Annotated in this window: 15 protein-coding genes; 13 read left to right on the top strand and 2 right to left on the bottom strand. The window is 61.0% G+C overall.

Features of this window, described 5'->3' with window-relative positions; translation table 11 throughout:
• Window positions 1–35 precede the first annotated feature (35 nt).
• From HF949_RS06240 to HF949_RS06280, 9 genes are all read left to right on the top strand, one after another.
• Window positions 36–1,241 (top strand): ABC transporter substrate-binding protein, encoded by a 1,206-nt coding sequence (locus tag HF949_RS06240; protein WP_292899105.1) that lies wholly within the window; start codon window positions 36–38, stop codon window positions 1,239–1,241.
• Between the two features lie 11 nt (window positions 1,242–1,252).
• Entirely contained in the window at window positions 1,253–2,047 is a 795-nt protein-coding gene (locus tag HF949_RS06245) for an ABC transporter ATP-binding protein (protein ID WP_292899107.1), read from the top strand.
• Window positions 2,037–2,756, top strand: coding sequence for an ABC transporter ATP-binding protein (locus tag HF949_RS06250; protein WP_292899109.1), 720 nt, complete (start codon window positions 2,037–2,039; stop codon window positions 2,754–2,756). The genes HF949_RS06245 and HF949_RS06250 overlap by 11 nt, the downstream gene beginning before the upstream one ends.
• A gap of 4 nt (window positions 2,757–2,760) precedes the next feature.
• Window positions 2,761–3,648, top strand: a complete 888-nt coding sequence (locus HF949_RS06255; protein WP_229447981.1) for a branched-chain amino acid ABC transporter permease — start codon at window positions 2,761–2,763, stop codon at window positions 3,646–3,648.
• A gap of 1 nt (window position 3,649) precedes the next feature.
• Complete coding sequence (locus HF949_RS06260; protein ID WP_404933772.1) at window positions 3,650–4,624, top strand: branched-chain amino acid ABC transporter permease; 975 nt, start codon at window positions 3,650–3,652, stop codon at window positions 4,622–4,624.
• A 5-nt stretch (window positions 4,625–4,629) separates the two neighbouring features.
• Entirely contained in the window at window positions 4,630–6,240 is a 1,611-nt protein-coding gene (locus HF949_RS06265; RefSeq protein ID WP_292899112.1) for a GMC family oxidoreductase, read from the top strand.
• A gap of 70 nt (window positions 6,241–6,310) precedes the next feature.
• Window positions 6,311–6,925: a TetR family transcriptional regulator gene (locus HF949_RS06270; protein ID WP_292900026.1), complete on the top strand. Its 615-nt coding sequence runs from the start codon at window positions 6,311–6,313 to the stop codon at window positions 6,923–6,925.
• 92 nt (window positions 6,926–7,017) lie between these two features.
• On the top strand, window positions 7,018–8,109 hold the full coding sequence (locus tag HF949_RS06275) for an efflux RND transporter periplasmic adaptor subunit (RefSeq protein WP_292899114.1): 1,092 nt from the start codon (window positions 7,018–7,020) through the stop codon (window positions 8,107–8,109).
• A gap of 12 nt (window positions 8,110–8,121) precedes the next feature.
• Window positions 8,122–11,265 carry an efflux RND transporter permease subunit gene (locus HF949_RS06280; RefSeq protein ID WP_292899116.1) on the top strand — a complete coding sequence of 1,048 codons (3,144 nt, stop codon included), beginning with the start codon at window positions 8,122–8,124 and terminating at the stop codon, window positions 11,263–11,265.
• A 71-nt stretch (window positions 11,266–11,336) separates the two neighbouring features.
• Here the strand turns inward: HF949_RS06280 and HF949_RS06285 are convergent, their stop codons facing one another.
• Complete coding sequence (locus tag HF949_RS06285) at window positions 11,337–11,618, bottom strand: DUF2218 domain-containing protein (RefSeq protein ID WP_292899118.1); 282 nt, start codon at window positions 11,616–11,618, stop codon at window positions 11,337–11,339.
• Window positions 11,619–11,792: 174 nt separating this feature from the next.
• Here HF949_RS06285 and HF949_RS06290 point away from each other — a divergent pair, with 174 nt between their 5' ends.
• Genes HF949_RS06290 through HF949_RS06305 form a run of 4 tightly spaced genes read left to right on the top strand, consistent with a single transcriptional unit; the run spans window position 11,793 to window position 15,450 of the window.
• Window positions 11,793–12,725 carry a siderophore ABC transporter substrate-binding protein gene (locus HF949_RS06290; protein WP_292899120.1) on the top strand — a complete coding sequence of 311 codons (933 nt, stop codon included), beginning with the start codon at window positions 11,793–11,795 and terminating at the stop codon, window positions 12,723–12,725.
• Between the two features lie 25 nt (window positions 12,726–12,750).
• Window positions 12,751–13,734 carry an ABC transporter permease gene (locus HF949_RS06295; protein WP_292899122.1) on the top strand — a complete coding sequence of 328 codons (984 nt, stop codon included), beginning with the start codon at window positions 12,751–12,753 and terminating at the stop codon, window positions 13,732–13,734.
• Window positions 13,727–14,695 carry an iron chelate uptake ABC transporter family permease subunit gene (locus HF949_RS06300; RefSeq protein ID WP_292899124.1) on the top strand — a complete coding sequence of 323 codons (969 nt, stop codon included), beginning with the start codon at window positions 13,727–13,729 and terminating at the stop codon, window positions 14,693–14,695. Before HF949_RS06295 ends, HF949_RS06300 begins: the two co-directional genes overlap by 8 nt.
• Complete coding sequence (locus HF949_RS06305) at window positions 14,692–15,450, top strand: iron ABC transporter ATP-binding protein (protein WP_292899126.1); 759 nt, start codon at window positions 14,692–14,694, stop codon at window positions 15,448–15,450. The genes HF949_RS06300 and HF949_RS06305 overlap by 4 nt, the downstream gene beginning before the upstream one ends.
• A gap of 9 nt (window positions 15,451–15,459) precedes the next feature.
• Here the strand turns inward: HF949_RS06305 and HF949_RS06310 are convergent, their stop codons facing one another.
• Window positions 15,460–16,512: a LacI family DNA-binding transcriptional regulator gene (locus HF949_RS06310; protein WP_441338388.1), complete on the bottom strand. Its 1,053-nt coding sequence runs from the start codon at window positions 16,510–16,512 to the stop codon at window positions 15,460–15,462.
• Window positions 16,513–16,546: the final 34 nt, after the last annotated feature.

The following is a 16,546-nucleotide window of genomic DNA, read 5'->3' on the forward strand; positions in this document are numbered from 1 at the left end:
GCCAGGGTTCACCGTTTTGGGAGGAAAGATCGATTATGAAAATTCTTGCGCTTGCATCCATGGCCCTCATGACGGCCACCGCCATTCCCGCCATGGCCCAGGTTTCCGATGAAAAGGTGAAGATCGGCATCCTGAACGACCAGTCGGGCGTCTATGCCGACTTTGGCGGAAAATGGTCCTACGAGGCCGCGTTGATGGCGGTTGAGGACTTCGGCGGCACCGTTCTCGACAAGCCCATTGAGGTGATCACCGCCGATCATCAGAACAAGCCCGATATCGCCTCCAACATCGCCCGTCAGTGGTATGACACTGAAGAGGTGGACGCGATCATGGAGCTGACCACCTCTTCGGTGGCGCTGGCCGTGCAGGGGATCTCGAAAGAGAAGAAGAAAATCAACATGGTCACCGGCGCGGCGACCACGGAACTGACCGGCGCGCAGTGCTCGCCCTACGGTTTCCACTGGGCCTATGACACGCATGCGCTGGCCGTCGGCACAGGCGGCGCGCTGGTGGAACAGGGTGGTGACACCTGGTTCTTCCTGACCGCGGACTATGCCTTCGGTTACTCTCTGGAAGAGCAGACCGGCAATTTCGCCAAGTCCAAGGGCGGTGAAATCCTTGGAGCCGTGCGGCATCCGCTTGCCACCACCGACTTCTCCTCCTTCCTGCTTCAGGCGCAGGCCTCGGGCGCGAAGGTGATCGGTCTGGCCAATGCCGGTCTCGACACGGCAAATGCGATCAAGCAGGCCGCCGAATTCGGCATCGTGGCTGGCGGGCAGCGCCTTGCGGCTCTTCTGTTCACACTGGCTGAAGTTCATGGTCTTGGCCTTGAAGCCGCGCAGGGACTGACGCTGACGGAAGGCTTCTACTGGGATCGCGACGATGAATCGCGCGAGTTCGCCCGCCGTTACTACGAACGCACCGAGCGGATGCCCAACATGATCCAGGCCGGCACTTATTCCGCAGTGATGCAGTATCTTAAGGCCATCAAGGAAGCCGGTACGGACGAGACGGAAGCGGTCGCTGCAAAGCTGCATGAGATGAAGGTCAACGACCTCTTCGCCCGCGACGCGACGGTGGGTGCCAATGGGCGTCTGCTCAACGACATGTATCTGATGGAAGTCAAGGCGCCTGCCGACAGCAAGGAACCGTGGGACTATTACAACGTCCTTGCCACCATTCCTGGCGAGGAAGCCTATATCAAACCGTCTGAAAGCGGCTGCTCCCTGGTCAGCCAGTGACGGGGGCTGTCATGACGAAAGCGCCGGTTTCCGGCGCCGCCAATGATGCAGAGCCGCGGGTGGTGCTTACCGCCCGCGGTCTGCGGCGCGATTTTGCCGGGTTCGTTGCCGTCAAGAATGTCGATCTCGACGTGCACCATGCGAAAATTCATGCGCTGATCGGCCCGAATGGGGCCGGCAAGACGACGGTTTTCAATCTTCTGACCAAGTTTCTGGCACCCAGTGCGGGCCGCATCGAGCTCATGGGGCGCGACATAACCCACACTCCGCCGGCCAAGGTGGCGCGGATGGGGCTGGTGCGGTCGTTCCAGATCTCGGCGATCTTCCCGCATCTGAGTGTGCTCGACAATGTGCGGGTCGCGTTGCAGCGTCCGGGCGGGCTTGGCTATCAGTTCTGGCGCTCGCTGGGCAGCCTTGACCTCCTGACGCCCCGCGCGGAACAATTGCTGGAGACAGTCGGGCTTCAAAACGAACGCAACAGGATGGCGGGCGATCTCTCCTATGGCCGCAAGCGCGTTCTGGAAATCGCCACCACGCTGGCGCTCGACCCGAAAGTGCTTCTGCTCGACGAGCCAATGGCGGGCATGGGCCATGAGGATGTGGAGACGGTCGCCGACATCATTCGCGATGTTGCGAAGGATCGGGCGGTTCTCATGGTCGAGCACAATCTCAAGGTTGTCGCCGATCTATGCGACTGGATCACGGTTCTCCAGCGTGGCGAGATCATCGCTGCCGGCGATTATGCCACGGTGAGCCAGGATGAACAGGTGAAGGTGGCCTATATGGGGACTGCCCATGACGCATGAGCATGGCAAAAAGCCGCTTCTTTCCGTCCGCGATCTGCATGCCTGGTATGGCGAGAGTCATGCGTTGCACGGCGTGAACCTCGACGTGGCGGAGGGCGAAACCGTTACATTGCTTGGCCGCAACGGCGTCGGCAAGACGACGACGCTGCGCGCGATCATGGGCATTATCCGCAAGCGCAAGGGCATGATCGACTTTGCCGGTCAGGACCTGATGAACACACCGCTTCACCGCACGGCGCATGCGGGGCTCGGCTTCGTGCCTGAGGAGCGCGGCATCTTTGCTACGCTTTCGGTGGACGAGAACCTGCTTCTGCCGCCTGTTGTCTCTGACGGGGGCATGAGCATTGACGAAATCTTCGAGCTCTTCCCCAATCTGAAGGAACGGCGCAACAGCCAGGGCACAAAGCTTTCCGGCGGCGAACAGCAGATGCTGGCCATTGCCCGCATGCTGCGCACCGGCGTGAAGCTGCTTCTGCTCGATGAACCGACCGAAGGCCTCGCACCGGTGATCGTGGAGCGCATCGGCGAGGTGTTGGCAACGCTCAAGGCGCGCGGCATGACGATCCTGCTGGTTGAACAGAATTTCCGTTTTGCCAGCCGCGTCGCCGACCGTTTCTACCTGATGGAGCACGGCCAGATAACGGCCGATTTCCCGGCATCCGAGCTGGAACAGCGCATGGAGGAATTGCACGAGGTGATTGGAGTTTGATGACATGACCATGATCTTCGGAATCCCGATCCAGGCCTTTCTCGGCCAATTGCTGGTCGGTCTCATCAACGGCTCGTTCTATGCGATGCTGAGCCTCGGGCTCGCCATCATCTTCGGCCTTTTGCGGGTGATCAATTTTGCCCATGGCGCGCAGTACATGCTGGGTGCCTTTGTCGGCTATCTGCTTCTGGCGCATCTGGGCATCGGCTATTGGCCGGCGCTCATCCTCGTGCCTCTGCTCGTGGGGCTGAGCGGCATGGCAATCGAGAAGGTTGCGCTGTCGCGGCTCTACAATGTGGATCCGCTTTACGGTCTACTCTTCACCTTCGGGCTGGCGCTGGTTCTGGAAGGCGCGTTCCGCTATTTCTATGGCGTTTCGGGGCAATCCTACACACCGCCGCCGCAGCTTTCCGGCGGCACCAATCTTGGCTTCATGTTCCTGCCCAATTATCGCGGCTGGGTGGTGGTGGCGTCGCTCATTATCTGTATCGGCACCTGGCTCCTGATCGAAAAGACCAAGCTTGGCGCCTATCTGCGCGCGGCGACCGAAAACCCGACCCTTGTTCAGGCCTTCGGCGTCAACGTTCCGCTGCTTCTGACGCTGACCTATGGCATCGGCTCGGCACTCGCGGGCCTCGCCGGCATCATGGCCGCGCCGGTCTATCAGGTGAGCCCGCTGATGGGGTCGAACCTGATCATCGTGGTGTTTGCCGTTGTGGTGGTGGGCGGCATGGGCTCGATTCTGGGCGCCATCGTGACCGGCTACATGCTCGGGCTCGCCGAAGGGCTCACAAAGGTGTTTTATCCGGAAGCCTCAAACATCGTGATCTTCGTGATCATGGCGATCGTGCTTCTGGTGCGGCCTGCCGGACTGTTCGGGAAGGATGCGTGACATGGCGGACATGACAACCACCGGCATTGATCGGCAGACCCGCGCCCGCACCGAATGGCTTCTTGTGGGGCTGGGGATTGCCGCGCTGATCGCAGCACCCTTCTTCCTCTATCCTGTCTTTCTGATGAAGATGCTGTGCTTTGCGCTCTTTGCGGCAGCCTTCAACCTGCTGCTTGGCTATACGGGCCTGCTTTCCTTTGGCCATGCGGCCTTCTTCGGCGGGGCGGCCTATTTTACTGCCCATGCCGTGAAGGAGTGGGGCTGGACGCCGGAATTCGGCGTGTTGCTCGGCGTGTTTGGCGCGGCGGTACTGGGGCTGATCATCGGCTTTTTCGCCATCCGGCGGCAGGGCATCTATTTTGCCATGATCACGCTGGCGCTGGCGCAGATGTTCTATTTCTTCTGCGTTCAGGCCCCCTTCACCAAGGGCGAAGACGGCATTCAGGGCGTTCCGCGCGGCCATCTCTTCGGCTTCATCGATCTCAGCGTGCCGCTCAACATGTATTTCTTCGTGCTGGGCGGGTTCCTGATCGGCGTGTTTGCCGTCTGGCGCATCGTGCATTCGCCCTTCGGCATGATCCTGAAATCGATCCGCGAGAACGAAAACCGCGCGACCTCGCTCGGCTACAGTGTGGCCCGCTACAAGCTGGCGGCGTTCGTGATGTCGGCAACGCTGGCGGGGCTGGCCGGCGCGATGAAGGCGCTGGTGTTCCAGTTTGCAACGCTGACGGATGTAACCTGGCAGATGTCTGGCGAGGTGATCCTGATGACGCTTCTGGGCGGCATCGGCACTATGCTCGGGCCGATTGTCGGTGCGGGGCTGGTGGTGACGCTTCAGAACTATCTCGCCACGTCGGAGTTTCCGGTGACGGTGATAACCGGCGCGATCTTCATGATCTGCGTGCTTCTGTTCCGTCGCGGCATTGTCGGTGAAATCCTCGCGCGGTTTTCGCGCGGGGAGGACGATGCCCGCTGACCGCCATGACGGAGACATATGACTATATTGTCGTCGGCGCTGGCACGGCGGGGTGCCTTCTGGCCAACCGCCTGTCCGCCGATCCCACGATCTCGGTGCTGCTTCTGGAGGCAGGGGGCAAGGACAATTACGCCTGGGTGCATATTCCGGTCGGCTATCTTTATTGCATTTCCAACCCGCGCACGGACTGGTGTTTCACGACAGAGAACGAACCGGGACTGGGCGGGCGCTCTCTCGCCTATCCGCGCGGAAAGCTGCTGGGCGGCTGCTCCTCCATCAATGGCATGATCTACATGCGGGGGCAGGCGCGTGATTATGACCGCTGGCGGCAAATGGGCTGCACCGGCTGGGCCTGGGACGACGTACTGCCCTTCTTCAAGAAGCCCGAAGACTACTACCGGGGCGCCGACGACATGCATGGCGCCGGCGGCGAGTGGCGTGTGGAAGAGGCGCGCGTGCGCTGGGACATTCTGGATGCGTTTCAGGATGCGGCCGAAGCGCTCGGCATTCCAAAGGTTGACGATTTCAACCGCGGTGACAATGAGGGGTCGTCCTATTTTCGTGTGAACCAGCGCAGCGGCATACGCTGGAATGCCTCGAAAGCCTTTCTCAAGCCAGTGCGGCACCGGCAGAACCTGCGGGTTGAGACAGGTGCACATGTGCGCCGGCTCATCGTTGAGGAGGGGCGTGTCACGGGCGTCGCCTATGAGCAGAACGGCGCGGCGCGCGAGGCGCATTGCCGGGCCGAGGTCGTTCTGTCGGCGGGCGCAATCGGCTCGCCGCACATTCTCGAACTGTCGGGCATCGGGCGCGGGGATGTCTTGCAGGCAGCCGGCATCCCGGTTGTTTTCGAGCAGAGTTCGGTGGGCGAAAACCTGCAGGACCATCTGCAATTGCGGTGCGCCTACAGGGTTTCGGGCATTCGTACGCTCAACGAACAGGCAAGCAGGCTGACCGGCAAGGCAGCGATTGCGCTGGAATATCTGCTGAAACGGTCGGGGCCCATGTCCATGGCGCCAAGTCAGCTTGGCCTTTTCACACGCTCCGACGAGACACGCGAAACGGCCAATCTGCAATATCACGTGCAGCCGCTCTCGCTCGACAAGTTTGGCGATCCGGTTCACCCCTTTCCGGCGTTCACGGCAAGCGTGTGCAACCTGCGGCCCGACAGCCGGGGCTCGGTGCATCTGACCTCGAAGGATTTCCGGAAACAGCCGGCCATCCGGCCCAATTATCTAGCGACCGAGAGCGACAGGCAGGTGGCTGTCGATGCGATCCGTTTGACGCGGCGTATTGTTGCGCAGCCGGCCCTGCAGCGCTATCGGCCCGAAGAGTTCAAGCCGGGTCCAAACTACCAGAGCGAGGAAGAACTCGTGGAGGCGGCGGGCCAGATCGGCACGACGATCTTCCATCCCGTCGGCACCTGCCGGATGGGGGCGGATGAGGAGGCGGTGGTCGATCCACGGCTTCGAATGCGTGGCCTGAGAGGCTTACGGATCGCCGATGCGTCTGTGATGCCTGCCATCGTTTCTGGCAACACGAATTCGCCGACGCTCATGATTGCGGAGAAGGCGGCGTCGATGATCCTTGAGGATGCGGGTAGGCGAAGGTTGTGATCTGGCCAGGACGATTGCCTGTTGACTCGGTGAGAGCTGACGATTATTGAAAATCGTCAGGATTAAAATGATGAAACAGACCGCCCGTACCCGCACCGATCCGGAAGAGACCCGCAGCCGCATTCTGGAAGTGGCCGAGAATTTCTTCCGCAGCATCGGTTATCAGAAGACTTCCGTTGCCGATATCGCGGCGGAAGTGGGCATGAGTCCGGCCAATGTCTACCGGTTCTTTCCCTCAAAAGGTGCGATCAATGAATGCATATGCGGGCGGATCGTCGAGGAAGTGGCGGAAATCGCCTTTTCCATCGCGCGGACCAGTGCACCCGCGCCGGAGAAGCTGTCGCGGCTTCTGACGGCGATCCACGAGCATCACAAGGTGACGCTGATCAAGGAAAAGCGGACGCATGAGATGGTCGCGGTGGCGATGCAGGAAAACTGGGCGATCATCAAGGCGCATATCGAGCGCGTCACCACGATTATCGAGGGAATCATCCGCGAGGGAGTCGAGGTCGGAGAGTTCGAAGTTGAAGACCCGGCAGAGGCGGCGCGCTGTGTGAAGACAGCGTTTGTGCCGTTCTTCCATCCTCTGTTGATCGAACATTGCATACAGCACGGCGAAGACACCGAGCTGGGGCTGCGCGAGCAGTTGCGTTTTATCCTGAAGGCACTGGGCAAGCGTACTTAGGCTGACGTTGCATGGCGAACCACGCTTGCTGCGCGCAAATTGTGATGAATATTGAGAATCATCAGTTAACAATATTTACAAGGTAGGGCGCCATGCCGCTTACGACGATGAATAGGGTTGTTCTTCTGGGCGCGGTGGCGCTCTCGCTCGCAGCCTGTCAGGATCAGGAAGTGGCCGAGCGTCCCGACCCGGTCGTGCGGGTGGCGACGGTGCATCTTTCTCCGCTTGCCGAAACACGCACCTACACGGGCACGATCGTGCCGCGCACAGAAGTGGCCGAGGCCTTTCGTGTCGGCGGCAAGGTGGCGGACCGGCGTGTGGATGTGGGAGACGTGGTGAAGGCCGGCGAGGTTCTGGCGCGGCTCGATCCGCTGGACCTCAACCTGCAACTGGAACAACAACGCGCCGCGCTGACGGCAGCGCGCGCAAGCCTCACAAAGGCCGAGACCGATCTCGAACGGGCGCGCAAACTTTTCAAGCGCGGGCATGTGACCCAGGCGGCGCTCGATGCACAGGCGCTGGTGGTCGACGAAACGCGATCGCGCTTTGAGCAGGCCCAGCGCGCTGTCGCCCTTGCTGAAAACCAGATGGGCTATGCCGAGCTCACCGCATCCGCCGACGGTGTGGTGAGCGCCGTGGGCGTGGAGGCAGGCCAGGTGATCTCACCGGGGCAGATGGTGGTGAGCGTGGCACAGCTCGACGAGAAGGAGGTCGAGGTATCGATCCCCGAAAGCCGGCTTTCCGATCTGGAAGGTTCCACCGCTGAAGTGTCGCTGTGGGCCGGCGGCGGGGTTTATGCCGCAAAGGTGCGCGAGATCGCGCCGGAGGCCAACGGCACGAGCCGGACCTATCCGGTGCGTTTTTCCGTGCCGGAGGCGGACGAGACTGTCCGGCTCGGGATGACCGCCACCGTTTCACTCACCAAAGGAGATCCGTCACCGGTCGCTCGCATACCGATGACGGCGGTTCTCGACGATGGCCGGGGTCCGGTCGTGTTCGTAGTCGATCCCCCCTCGAACGAACTCAAACGCCGCCCGGTCGTCGTCGGGGCCTATCAGTCGCGCAACGCGATCATTGCCGAGGGCCTCGAGGATGGCGACAGGATCGTCACGCTCGGTGTTCAGAAACTGCAGGAAGGCGAGCGCGTGAGGCTCGCCGAAATCCAGTCTGCCAGCGCCGACTGACCGGGGGCCATCATGCAGCGTTTCAACCTTTCGCAGTGGGCCGTCACCCACCAGACGCTCGTCCTGTTTCTGATAATCGTTCTCTCTCTGGGTGGGGCCTATTCCTATGCGCGGCTTGGTCGCGCGGAGGATCCGAGCTTTACGATCAAGGTCATGGTGGTGAATGCCATCTGGCCGGGCGCAACAGCCGAGGAGGTGCAGCGGCAGGTCGCCGACCCGATCGAGAAGACGCTGCAGGAAGTGCCCTATTTCGACAAGGTGCGCACCTATTCCAAACCCGGTTCCACCTTCATGCAGGTGCAGCTGGAGGACACGACGCCGCCGGGCGAGGTGGCCGATATCTGGTATCAGATCCGCAAGCGCGTCGGCGATATTCGTGCCTCTCTGCCGCAGGGCGTGATCGGCCCGTTCTTCAATGATGAATTCGGCGATGTGGACAGCGCGCTCTACATGCTGACCGGCGATGGCGCGACGATGCGCGATCTGAAGGACGCGGCCGAAGACATCCGCCAGCGGCTTTTGCGGGTGCCGGATGTGGAGAAGGTTCGCTTCTACGGCGATCAGGATGAGCGCATCTTTGTCGAATTTTCCCATTCCAAGCTTGCTACGCTGGGCATCGACCCGCAGGTGATCTTTAATTCCATCGCGGCACAGAATGCGGTGACGCCCTCGGGCGAGATCGAGACGGCGTCCGACCGGGTCTTCCTGCGTGTGGAAGGCGCGCTCAAGGGTGTGGAGGCCGTGGCCTCGGTGCCTGTTGCCGTAAACGGCACCGTCTTCCGCCTTGGCGATATCGCCGATGTGCGGCGCGGCTATGAAGACCCGCCGAGCTTTACCGCGCGCCACGAAGGGCAGCAGGCACTCGCCATCGGTGTGGTTATGGCCGAGGGCGCAAACATCCTCACGCTGGGTGAAAATCTCGATCAGGCCATGAGCGGGATCAGGGCCGATCTTCCGGTCGGTCTGGAACTCGACATGATCGCCAACCAGCCGGAGGTGGTTCAGGATTCGGTCGGTGAGTTCATCAAGGTGTTTCTGGAAGCGCTTGCCGTGGTTCTGGCAGTGAGTTTTCTCTCGCTCGGTTGGCGCACCGGTATCGTTGTGGCGTTGGCGGTGCCGCTGGTGCTGGCCATCGTCATGATTGTGCTCGACATTCTGGGCATGAGCCTGGAGCGCATCACACTTGGCGCGCTCATCATCGCGCTCGGTCTCATGGTGGATGACGCGATCATCGCCGTCGAAATGATGGTGGTGAAGATGGAGCAGGGCTATGACCGGCTGAAAGCGGCGACCTTCGCCTGGACGTCGACGGCCTTTCCCATGCTGACGGGAACGCTGGTGACGGCGGCGGGCTTTCTGCCTGTCGGCTTTGCGCAGTCGACAGCGGGCGAATATGCCGGCGGCATCTTCTGGGTTGTCGGCATTGCGCTGGTGGCGTCGTGGTTCGTGGCGGTGATCTTCACGCCCTATATCGGCGTCAAGCTGCTGCCCGACTTCCACAAGCACGGTACTGCGGTGGCCGAGGGTGGGCAACACCATGATATCTATGACACACGCCTCTACAATGGGCTTCGCCGGATCGTGGAATGGTGTGTGTCCTGGCGCTGGGTGGTCATTGCAGCGGTGGTCGGGCTTTTTGCGGTCTCGATCTGGTCTTTCGGATTTGTCCAGCAACAGTTCTTCCCGACCTCGCCACGCCCCGAACTGATGGTGGAAATCCGCCTCCCGGAAGGCGCGCCGATCAAGGCCACCGAAGCCTCTGCCCGCGTGATGGAAGAGGTGATTGCGGCGGACGAGGAAGTGCTGACCTACTCCACCTATACGGGCGCCGGCGCGCCGCGCTGGTTCCTTGCCTCGAACCCGGAGCTGCCAAAGCCGAACTATGCAATCATCGTGATGTACACGGAAGACGCGGCGGCGCGCGACCGGGTCAAGGAACGGCTTCAGACCTATATCGACGAAGGCGGCCTGCCCGAAGCGCGGGTGCGTGTCACGGAACTCGTGTTCGGTCCGCCCGTGGGCTTCCCCGTTCAGTTCCGTGTCATCGGCCCGGACCCACTGGAAGTGCGTCGCATCGCCTACGAGGTGCGCGACGTGATGGCGCAGAACCCCAATGCGCTTGATCCCAATCTGGACTGGAACGAGCAGGCGAAATCCATCCGGCTCGAGGTCGATCAGGATCGTGCGCGGGCTCTTGGCCTGACGCCGCAGGATATCGGCCGCACGCTTCAGACACTGCTTTCAGGCCTGACGGTGACATCGGTTCGCGATGGCATCGAACAGGTGGATGTGGTGGCGCGCGCAGTGGAGAGCGAAAGGCTCGATATCGAGCATCTGGGCGACCTGACGATTGCCACGCGCGGCGGAGCGCCGGTGCCTCTGTCGCAGGTGGCCAGGGTGGTTTATGGGCATGAGGAGCCGATCCTCTGGCGGCAGAACCGTGACATGATGATCACGGTGCGTGCGGATGTGCCTGCCGGGGTGCAGCCGCCGGATGTTTCCTCGCAGATCTGGCCGACCTTGAAGCCGCTGATGGAAAACCTGCCGGTGGGCTACCGCATCGAAATGGGGGGCGCCATCGAGGAGAGCGCCAAGGCCAATGCAGCTCTGTTCGAGGTGTTTCCGGTCATGGTGCTGGCCATGCTTACGATCCTGATGATCCAGTTGCAGAGCTTTTCACGGCTCGCCCTCGTCTTTGCTACGGCACCACTCGGTCTCATCGGTGCGGCGTTCGGGCTGTTGATTTTTAATCAGCCCTTCGGCTTCGTTGCCCTGCTTGGGCTGATCGCGCTCGCCGGGATGATCATGCGCAACACGGTCATTCTGGTCGACCAGATCAAGGCGGATCTTGAAGACGGGTCGCCAGAATGGACGGCAATCATCGAAGCGACGGTGCGCCGCACACGCCCGGTGGTTCTGACGGCGTTGGCCGCCATCCTCGCCATGGTGCCGCTTTCGAGCAATGTGTTCTGGGGGCCGATGGCATTTGCCATCATGGGCGGCCTCACGGCTGCAACGGTCCTGACTATCCTGTTCGTGCCGGCGCTTTACGCCGCATTCTACCGGGTGAGGCGACCGGAGGAGGAACAGGATTCCGATATCGGTGCGTCACTTCAGGACACAGAACGACTCGCGCTGCCTCAGGCCGCCGAGTAACGAAAGGCGGCGGAATTCACTGCTCGCGTTCCGCCGCCTTTCGAATTTTCGCTCAGTCTTCGCCCGGCTTTTCACGCCTGCCAGGAGATTTCCGGTTTTTCGCGCCATGCGAAGCGCGTCAGATGATCGTCGATCACGTTCTGGGCGCGGGCGAGCTCTTCGTCCGTTTTGGCGTTGCACTCGATGGTGAGTGCTGCTTCATCTGCACGCATGATGCAGTCACCGAACGGGAAATCCACCTTGCCCCGCGATGTATCAAAGTCGACGCTCACCTTGTGAGCGAAATGCTTGCAAAGCTGCTGCAGATATTTTGACGCATTTTCCGTCGTCACGACGGCTTTGGATTGCAGCATGAGAAATGTCTCCGGAAAAATGTTGCCGAAACTGTCTGGTCGATTGCCCATACAGATAAGTTGATTAAGATAATCATATTTGCTAACCGACATGCTGACAAGGGTGTTGTCGACCGGCCAGACGATGGGCGTCAGGCACCTCCTTGCATTTTCTGGGACATTTGGAGCGTGTCGATGATTTCAAACTTACCGTCACTTGCCGGGCGTTTCCTGGCTTCCGCCATCGCGGTTGCGGCCTTCCTGCCGGGTTATGCCAATTCAGGAGAGGTCACTGTTCAACATGCTCAAGGTGAAACCGTTTTGCAGGACACGCCCAGGAAGGTCCTGACATTCGATCTCGCCGCGCTGGATACGCTCGATGCGCTGGGCGTTGAGGTGGCGGGCGTTCCAAGCGCGCTGATCCCCGCCTATCTGTCCAGATATGAGGGTGAAGATTACGCAAAGATCGGTTCCCTCTTCGAACCTGACTTCGAGGCGGTGAATGCGGCGAGCCCGGATCTCATCATTGTGGCAGGCCGGTCCGCCCCGCAATACGAGGCGCTGTCGAAGATCGCTCCGACCATCGACCTGACCATCAAGCCCGACAACTTTCTGAAAGGGGCTCAGGAGAATGCACGTAAACTGGGCACGATTTTCGAGAAGGAAGAAGCGGCGGAGGCGCTGATCGGCAAGCTCGACACATCGGTCGCTGCGTTGCAGCAGACCGCAAAAGATGCCGGAAAAGGCCTGATCATTCTTACCAATGGAGGCAAGGTTTCGGCCTATGGCCCCGGCTCGCGTTTCGGCTGGCTGCATGACGATCTCGGTATTGCGCCTGCCGTTGAGGATGTGGAGGCGGCCACGCACGGCGAAGCTGTTTCGTTTGAATTCATCCTCAAGACAAATCCGGACTGGCTTTTCGTGGTCGACCGCGATTCGGCGGTCGGAAATGACGGCCAGTCGGCGAAACAAACGCTCGACAACGAACTCGTTGCCGCAACCACCGCCGCAAAGGAAGGCAATATCTATTACGCCGACGCGGTTCGCTGGTATCTCGTTGGCGGCGGCATGACTGCCCTCCAGGCAGAAGTCGACGCGATCACCAGGGCACTGAGCGCAGCCGACTGACCGGACCATGCAAGCCGCCGCCAGCATGACCGTTCGAGTTCGCCCCGCCGCCGGCCTGATGCTGGCGGTGGGATGCGTTCTTGTTCTGGCAGCCATCAGCCTGTTCGTCGGGGTGGCCGACATGCCGCTCGGTGACCTCATTTCCGGTGATGGCAGCGCGCAGGCCATCCAGCTGCTTCTCGTAAGCCGCATACCCCGCACGGTGGCGCTGGTGCTTTCAGGCATGTCGATGGGCGTCGCCGCACTCATCATGCAGATGCTGTTTCGCAATCGCTTCGTGGAGCCCACGACCACCGGCACGGTTGAAGCTGCAAGTCTTGGCCTGCTGGTGGTGGCGCTGCTCGCGCCGGGCCTGCCAGTATTCTACAAGATGGTTGTGGCTTCGGGCTTTGCGCTGGGCACGACTTTCCTGTTTCTGCGCCTGGTCTCGAAAATCCCGGCTGGTTCCAGTTTGGTCGTGCCGCTTCTGGGATTGATGTTCGGCGGTGTCATCAATGCAGTCACGACCTTTTTTGCCTACCGCTACGACCTGCTTCAATCACTCGCGACATGGACAAATGGCGATTTCTCCGGTGTGCTGCGCGGGCGTTATGAACTGCTTTTCATCGCCGGGGGGCTCGCAGTCCTGTCCTATCTGGCGGCAGACCGGTTCACCGTGGCAGGGCTGGGCGAGAGCTTTACCCGCAATCTCGGCCTGAATTACGGGCGCATAGTTGCGTCAGGCCTGGCGATCGTTTCGATGGTATCGGCCGCCGCGGTTGTGACGGCGGGAACCGTACCGTTTCTGGGGCTCATCGTAGCCAATCTCGTCAGCATGGCGGTGGGCGATAATCTGCGCCGCGCCCTGCCATGGGTTGCCGTCTCAGGGGCGGGGTTTCTTCTCGCATGTGACATCATCGGGCGCGTGGTGCGTTTTCCCTATGAAATCCCGGTCGGTACGGTCGCGGGCGTTCTCGGCTCCGGCATTTTCCTGTTCCTCCTCCTTCGCCGGCGGGCGCGCTTTGGCTAAAACTCCCCCATGGCAAAGGCCTCGTCTGGCGCTCGCTCTCCTCGGTTTCACCGCTGCTGCAGCGATGGCAGCCTTCATGACCGTCGGCGCAAAAGGCAACTGGGACTTCGTGCTGCCGTTTCGCGGCGGAAAGCTGCTTGGCCTCGTTCTGGTCGCCTACGCGGTGGCGACGGCGACCGTACTGTTTCAGACCATCACACAGAACCGGATACTGACACCGGCGGTGATGGGGTTCGATTCGCTCTATGTGGCGCTCCAGACAGCACTCGTTTTTTTTCTCGGTACACGGGATCTGGCGATCATAGACATGCGCCCCCGTTTCGTTCTGGAGACGATGCTCATGGTGGCCATGTCGATGGCGCTGTTTCACTGGCTTTTTCTTTCCCGTCGGCGCAGCCTGCATCTTGTGGTGCTGGCGGGTCTGGTGTTCGGCGTGTTCTTCCGCAGCCTCTCACACATGATGCAGCGCATTCTCGATCCCAATGAGTTCATAGCCCTGCAGGACATGTTGTTCGCCAGCTTCAACACGATCGATACGCAGTTGCTGGCGGTCTCTTCGGTGATCGTGCTGGTGACAGCCTGGGTGAGCCGCCGGCTGCTGGCGAAGCTCGATGTTTTGATGCTGGGACGTGATACGGCGGTCAACCTGGGCATCGATTACCAGCGCGTGGTGATGATGCTGTTCGCGGTGATCGCCGTTCTGGTTTCCGTTTCCACTGCGCTGGTCGGGCCGGTTACTTTCTTCGGGCTTCTGGTGGCAAGCCTTGCCTATCAGGCGGTGGGCACGGACCGGCATGAATACACGCTGCCAGCGGCAACGCTGATCGCCATCATCGCGCTGGTGGGCGGGCAAACCGTGATGGAGCGCGTGTTCGGTTTCGACACTGCGCTGAGCGTCATTATCGAGTTTACCGGCGGCATTGCCTTCATGCTGTTGCTCTACCGGAATCTGAACCGATGATCGAAATCCACAATCTCACCAAGTGCTATGATGAAGCGACGGTTGTCGACGATGTCAGCCTGAAGCTGCCGGAGAGCGGCATCACCGCGATTGTCGGCCCGAACGGAGCCGGAAAATCGACGCTTCTGTCCATGATGGCGCGGCTGATCGCGCCCACGGCGGGGCGGGTTCTTGTCGATGGGCTCGACGTGCAGGAAACACCAGGCGCGGTGCTTGCCAAGCGGCTGGCAATCCTCAAGCAGAACAATCAGGTCAACATGCGTCTGACGGTGAGCGAGCTTGTCGCCTTCGGGCGGTTTCCGCATTCAGGTGGCCGCCCGACGGTGGAGGACAAGCGGCATATCGACGAGGCGATCGCCTATCTGGGGCTCAATGAGTTGCGAGACCGGTTTCTGGACGAGTTATCGGGGGGGCAGCGCCAGCGCGCCTTCGTGGCCATGGTGCTGGCGCAGGACACGAAATATGTGCTGCTCGACGAACCGCTAAACAGCCTCGACATGAAGCACGCGGCCGCGATGATGAAGCTGCTGCGGCGGACCGCCGACGAGCTCGCGAAATCGATCACCGTGGTGATCCACGACATCAATTTTGCCTCCATCTATGCCGACCATGTGGTGGCGATGCGCGACGGGCGCGTGATGCTTGAGGGCGGGGCGGTCGATCTCATGCAGGAACTGGTTCTCAAGGACATTTACGACACGGTCGTGAAGGTGCGAGAGGTCGACGGGCACCGGTTGGGGCTGCACTATCTCTGAGGGAAGCCGCTATCTGGCATTGCTGCCGCGAACGGATTTGCGCCAGGACATGGGCGCTGCCAAACGGATGACGCGCGTTTCGCCATCTCCTTCGTCTTCGGCCAGCCAGTCCACGGCGGAAGAGGCAATTTCCCCTATCGGTTGCCGGAAGGTGGTGAGCTGATAGCTGTCCCAGCTGGACTGCGGAATATCGTCAAAGCCGATCACCGAGAGATCGTCCGGTATCGAAAGAGAAAAGCGGTGACGGGCAGCGTCCATCACCCCGCAGGCGATCAGGTCTGTTGTGCAGAAAATGGCGTCCGGCCTGTCCGGCAGCACGAGCAGGCGTTCGCCCAGTGCCAGACCGCTCTCATATCCGGTCGGGCCGAAACGCTCGCAGGTCACAGACAGTCCGCGTCGGTGTGCTTCAGCGAGAAACCCTTCCTCCCGTGCGACAAGACTGGGTGTGCCGGCATTGGATGTCGCCACCGCCAGCGTTCGGCAGCCGGCTCTGAGAAACGAGGTGAGCGCCAGGCGGGCTGCGTCGGCGTCGTTGAGGCGTATCTGGATAGATCGCGAATGTGCGTCGTCACGGTTAATGAGGACGAGGCGAAGCCCGTTACGATGGCACAGGTCGCTGATGGATTTGTCGGGCATGCCTGACAGAACGATCGCTGCCTCCGCGCGATAGCGGATCGCCTGTTGCAGGGCCATGTCCACGCTTCTGTCCGAGCGATCCGTGTTGATGAGGATGGCGACCCGGCCAACGGCCTGAAGGCGCTCGGTCAGGGCGCGGAGAAGCTCGGAGCGGTAGGGTGTGGCCAGATCCGCCCCCACCACGGCGACGATCCCTGTCTTCTGGCTTATGAGGCCTCTGGCAAGGTGATTGACCTGATACCCGAGCGCCTCGGCGGCAGCGATGACCTTGCTGCGCGTCTCCTCTGAAACGCTCGCACCAGGTGTGAAGGTGCGTGAAACGGCAGCGCGGGAAACCCCGGCCCGGGCCGCAACATCCTTGGCACTGACGGAAGCCTTTCGAACCGGCACGTTTGCTCCTGACGGTGTGTTTGTTGCTCGGATCATAAACGGATTGCACAGCTGTTCAATCAGAACGTTA

Origin of the sequence: Nitratireductor sp. (assembly GCF_017794765.1) — a bacterium.
Taxonomy (GTDB): Bacteria; Pseudomonadota; Alphaproteobacteria; order Rhizobiales; family Rhizobiaceae; genus Nitratireductor.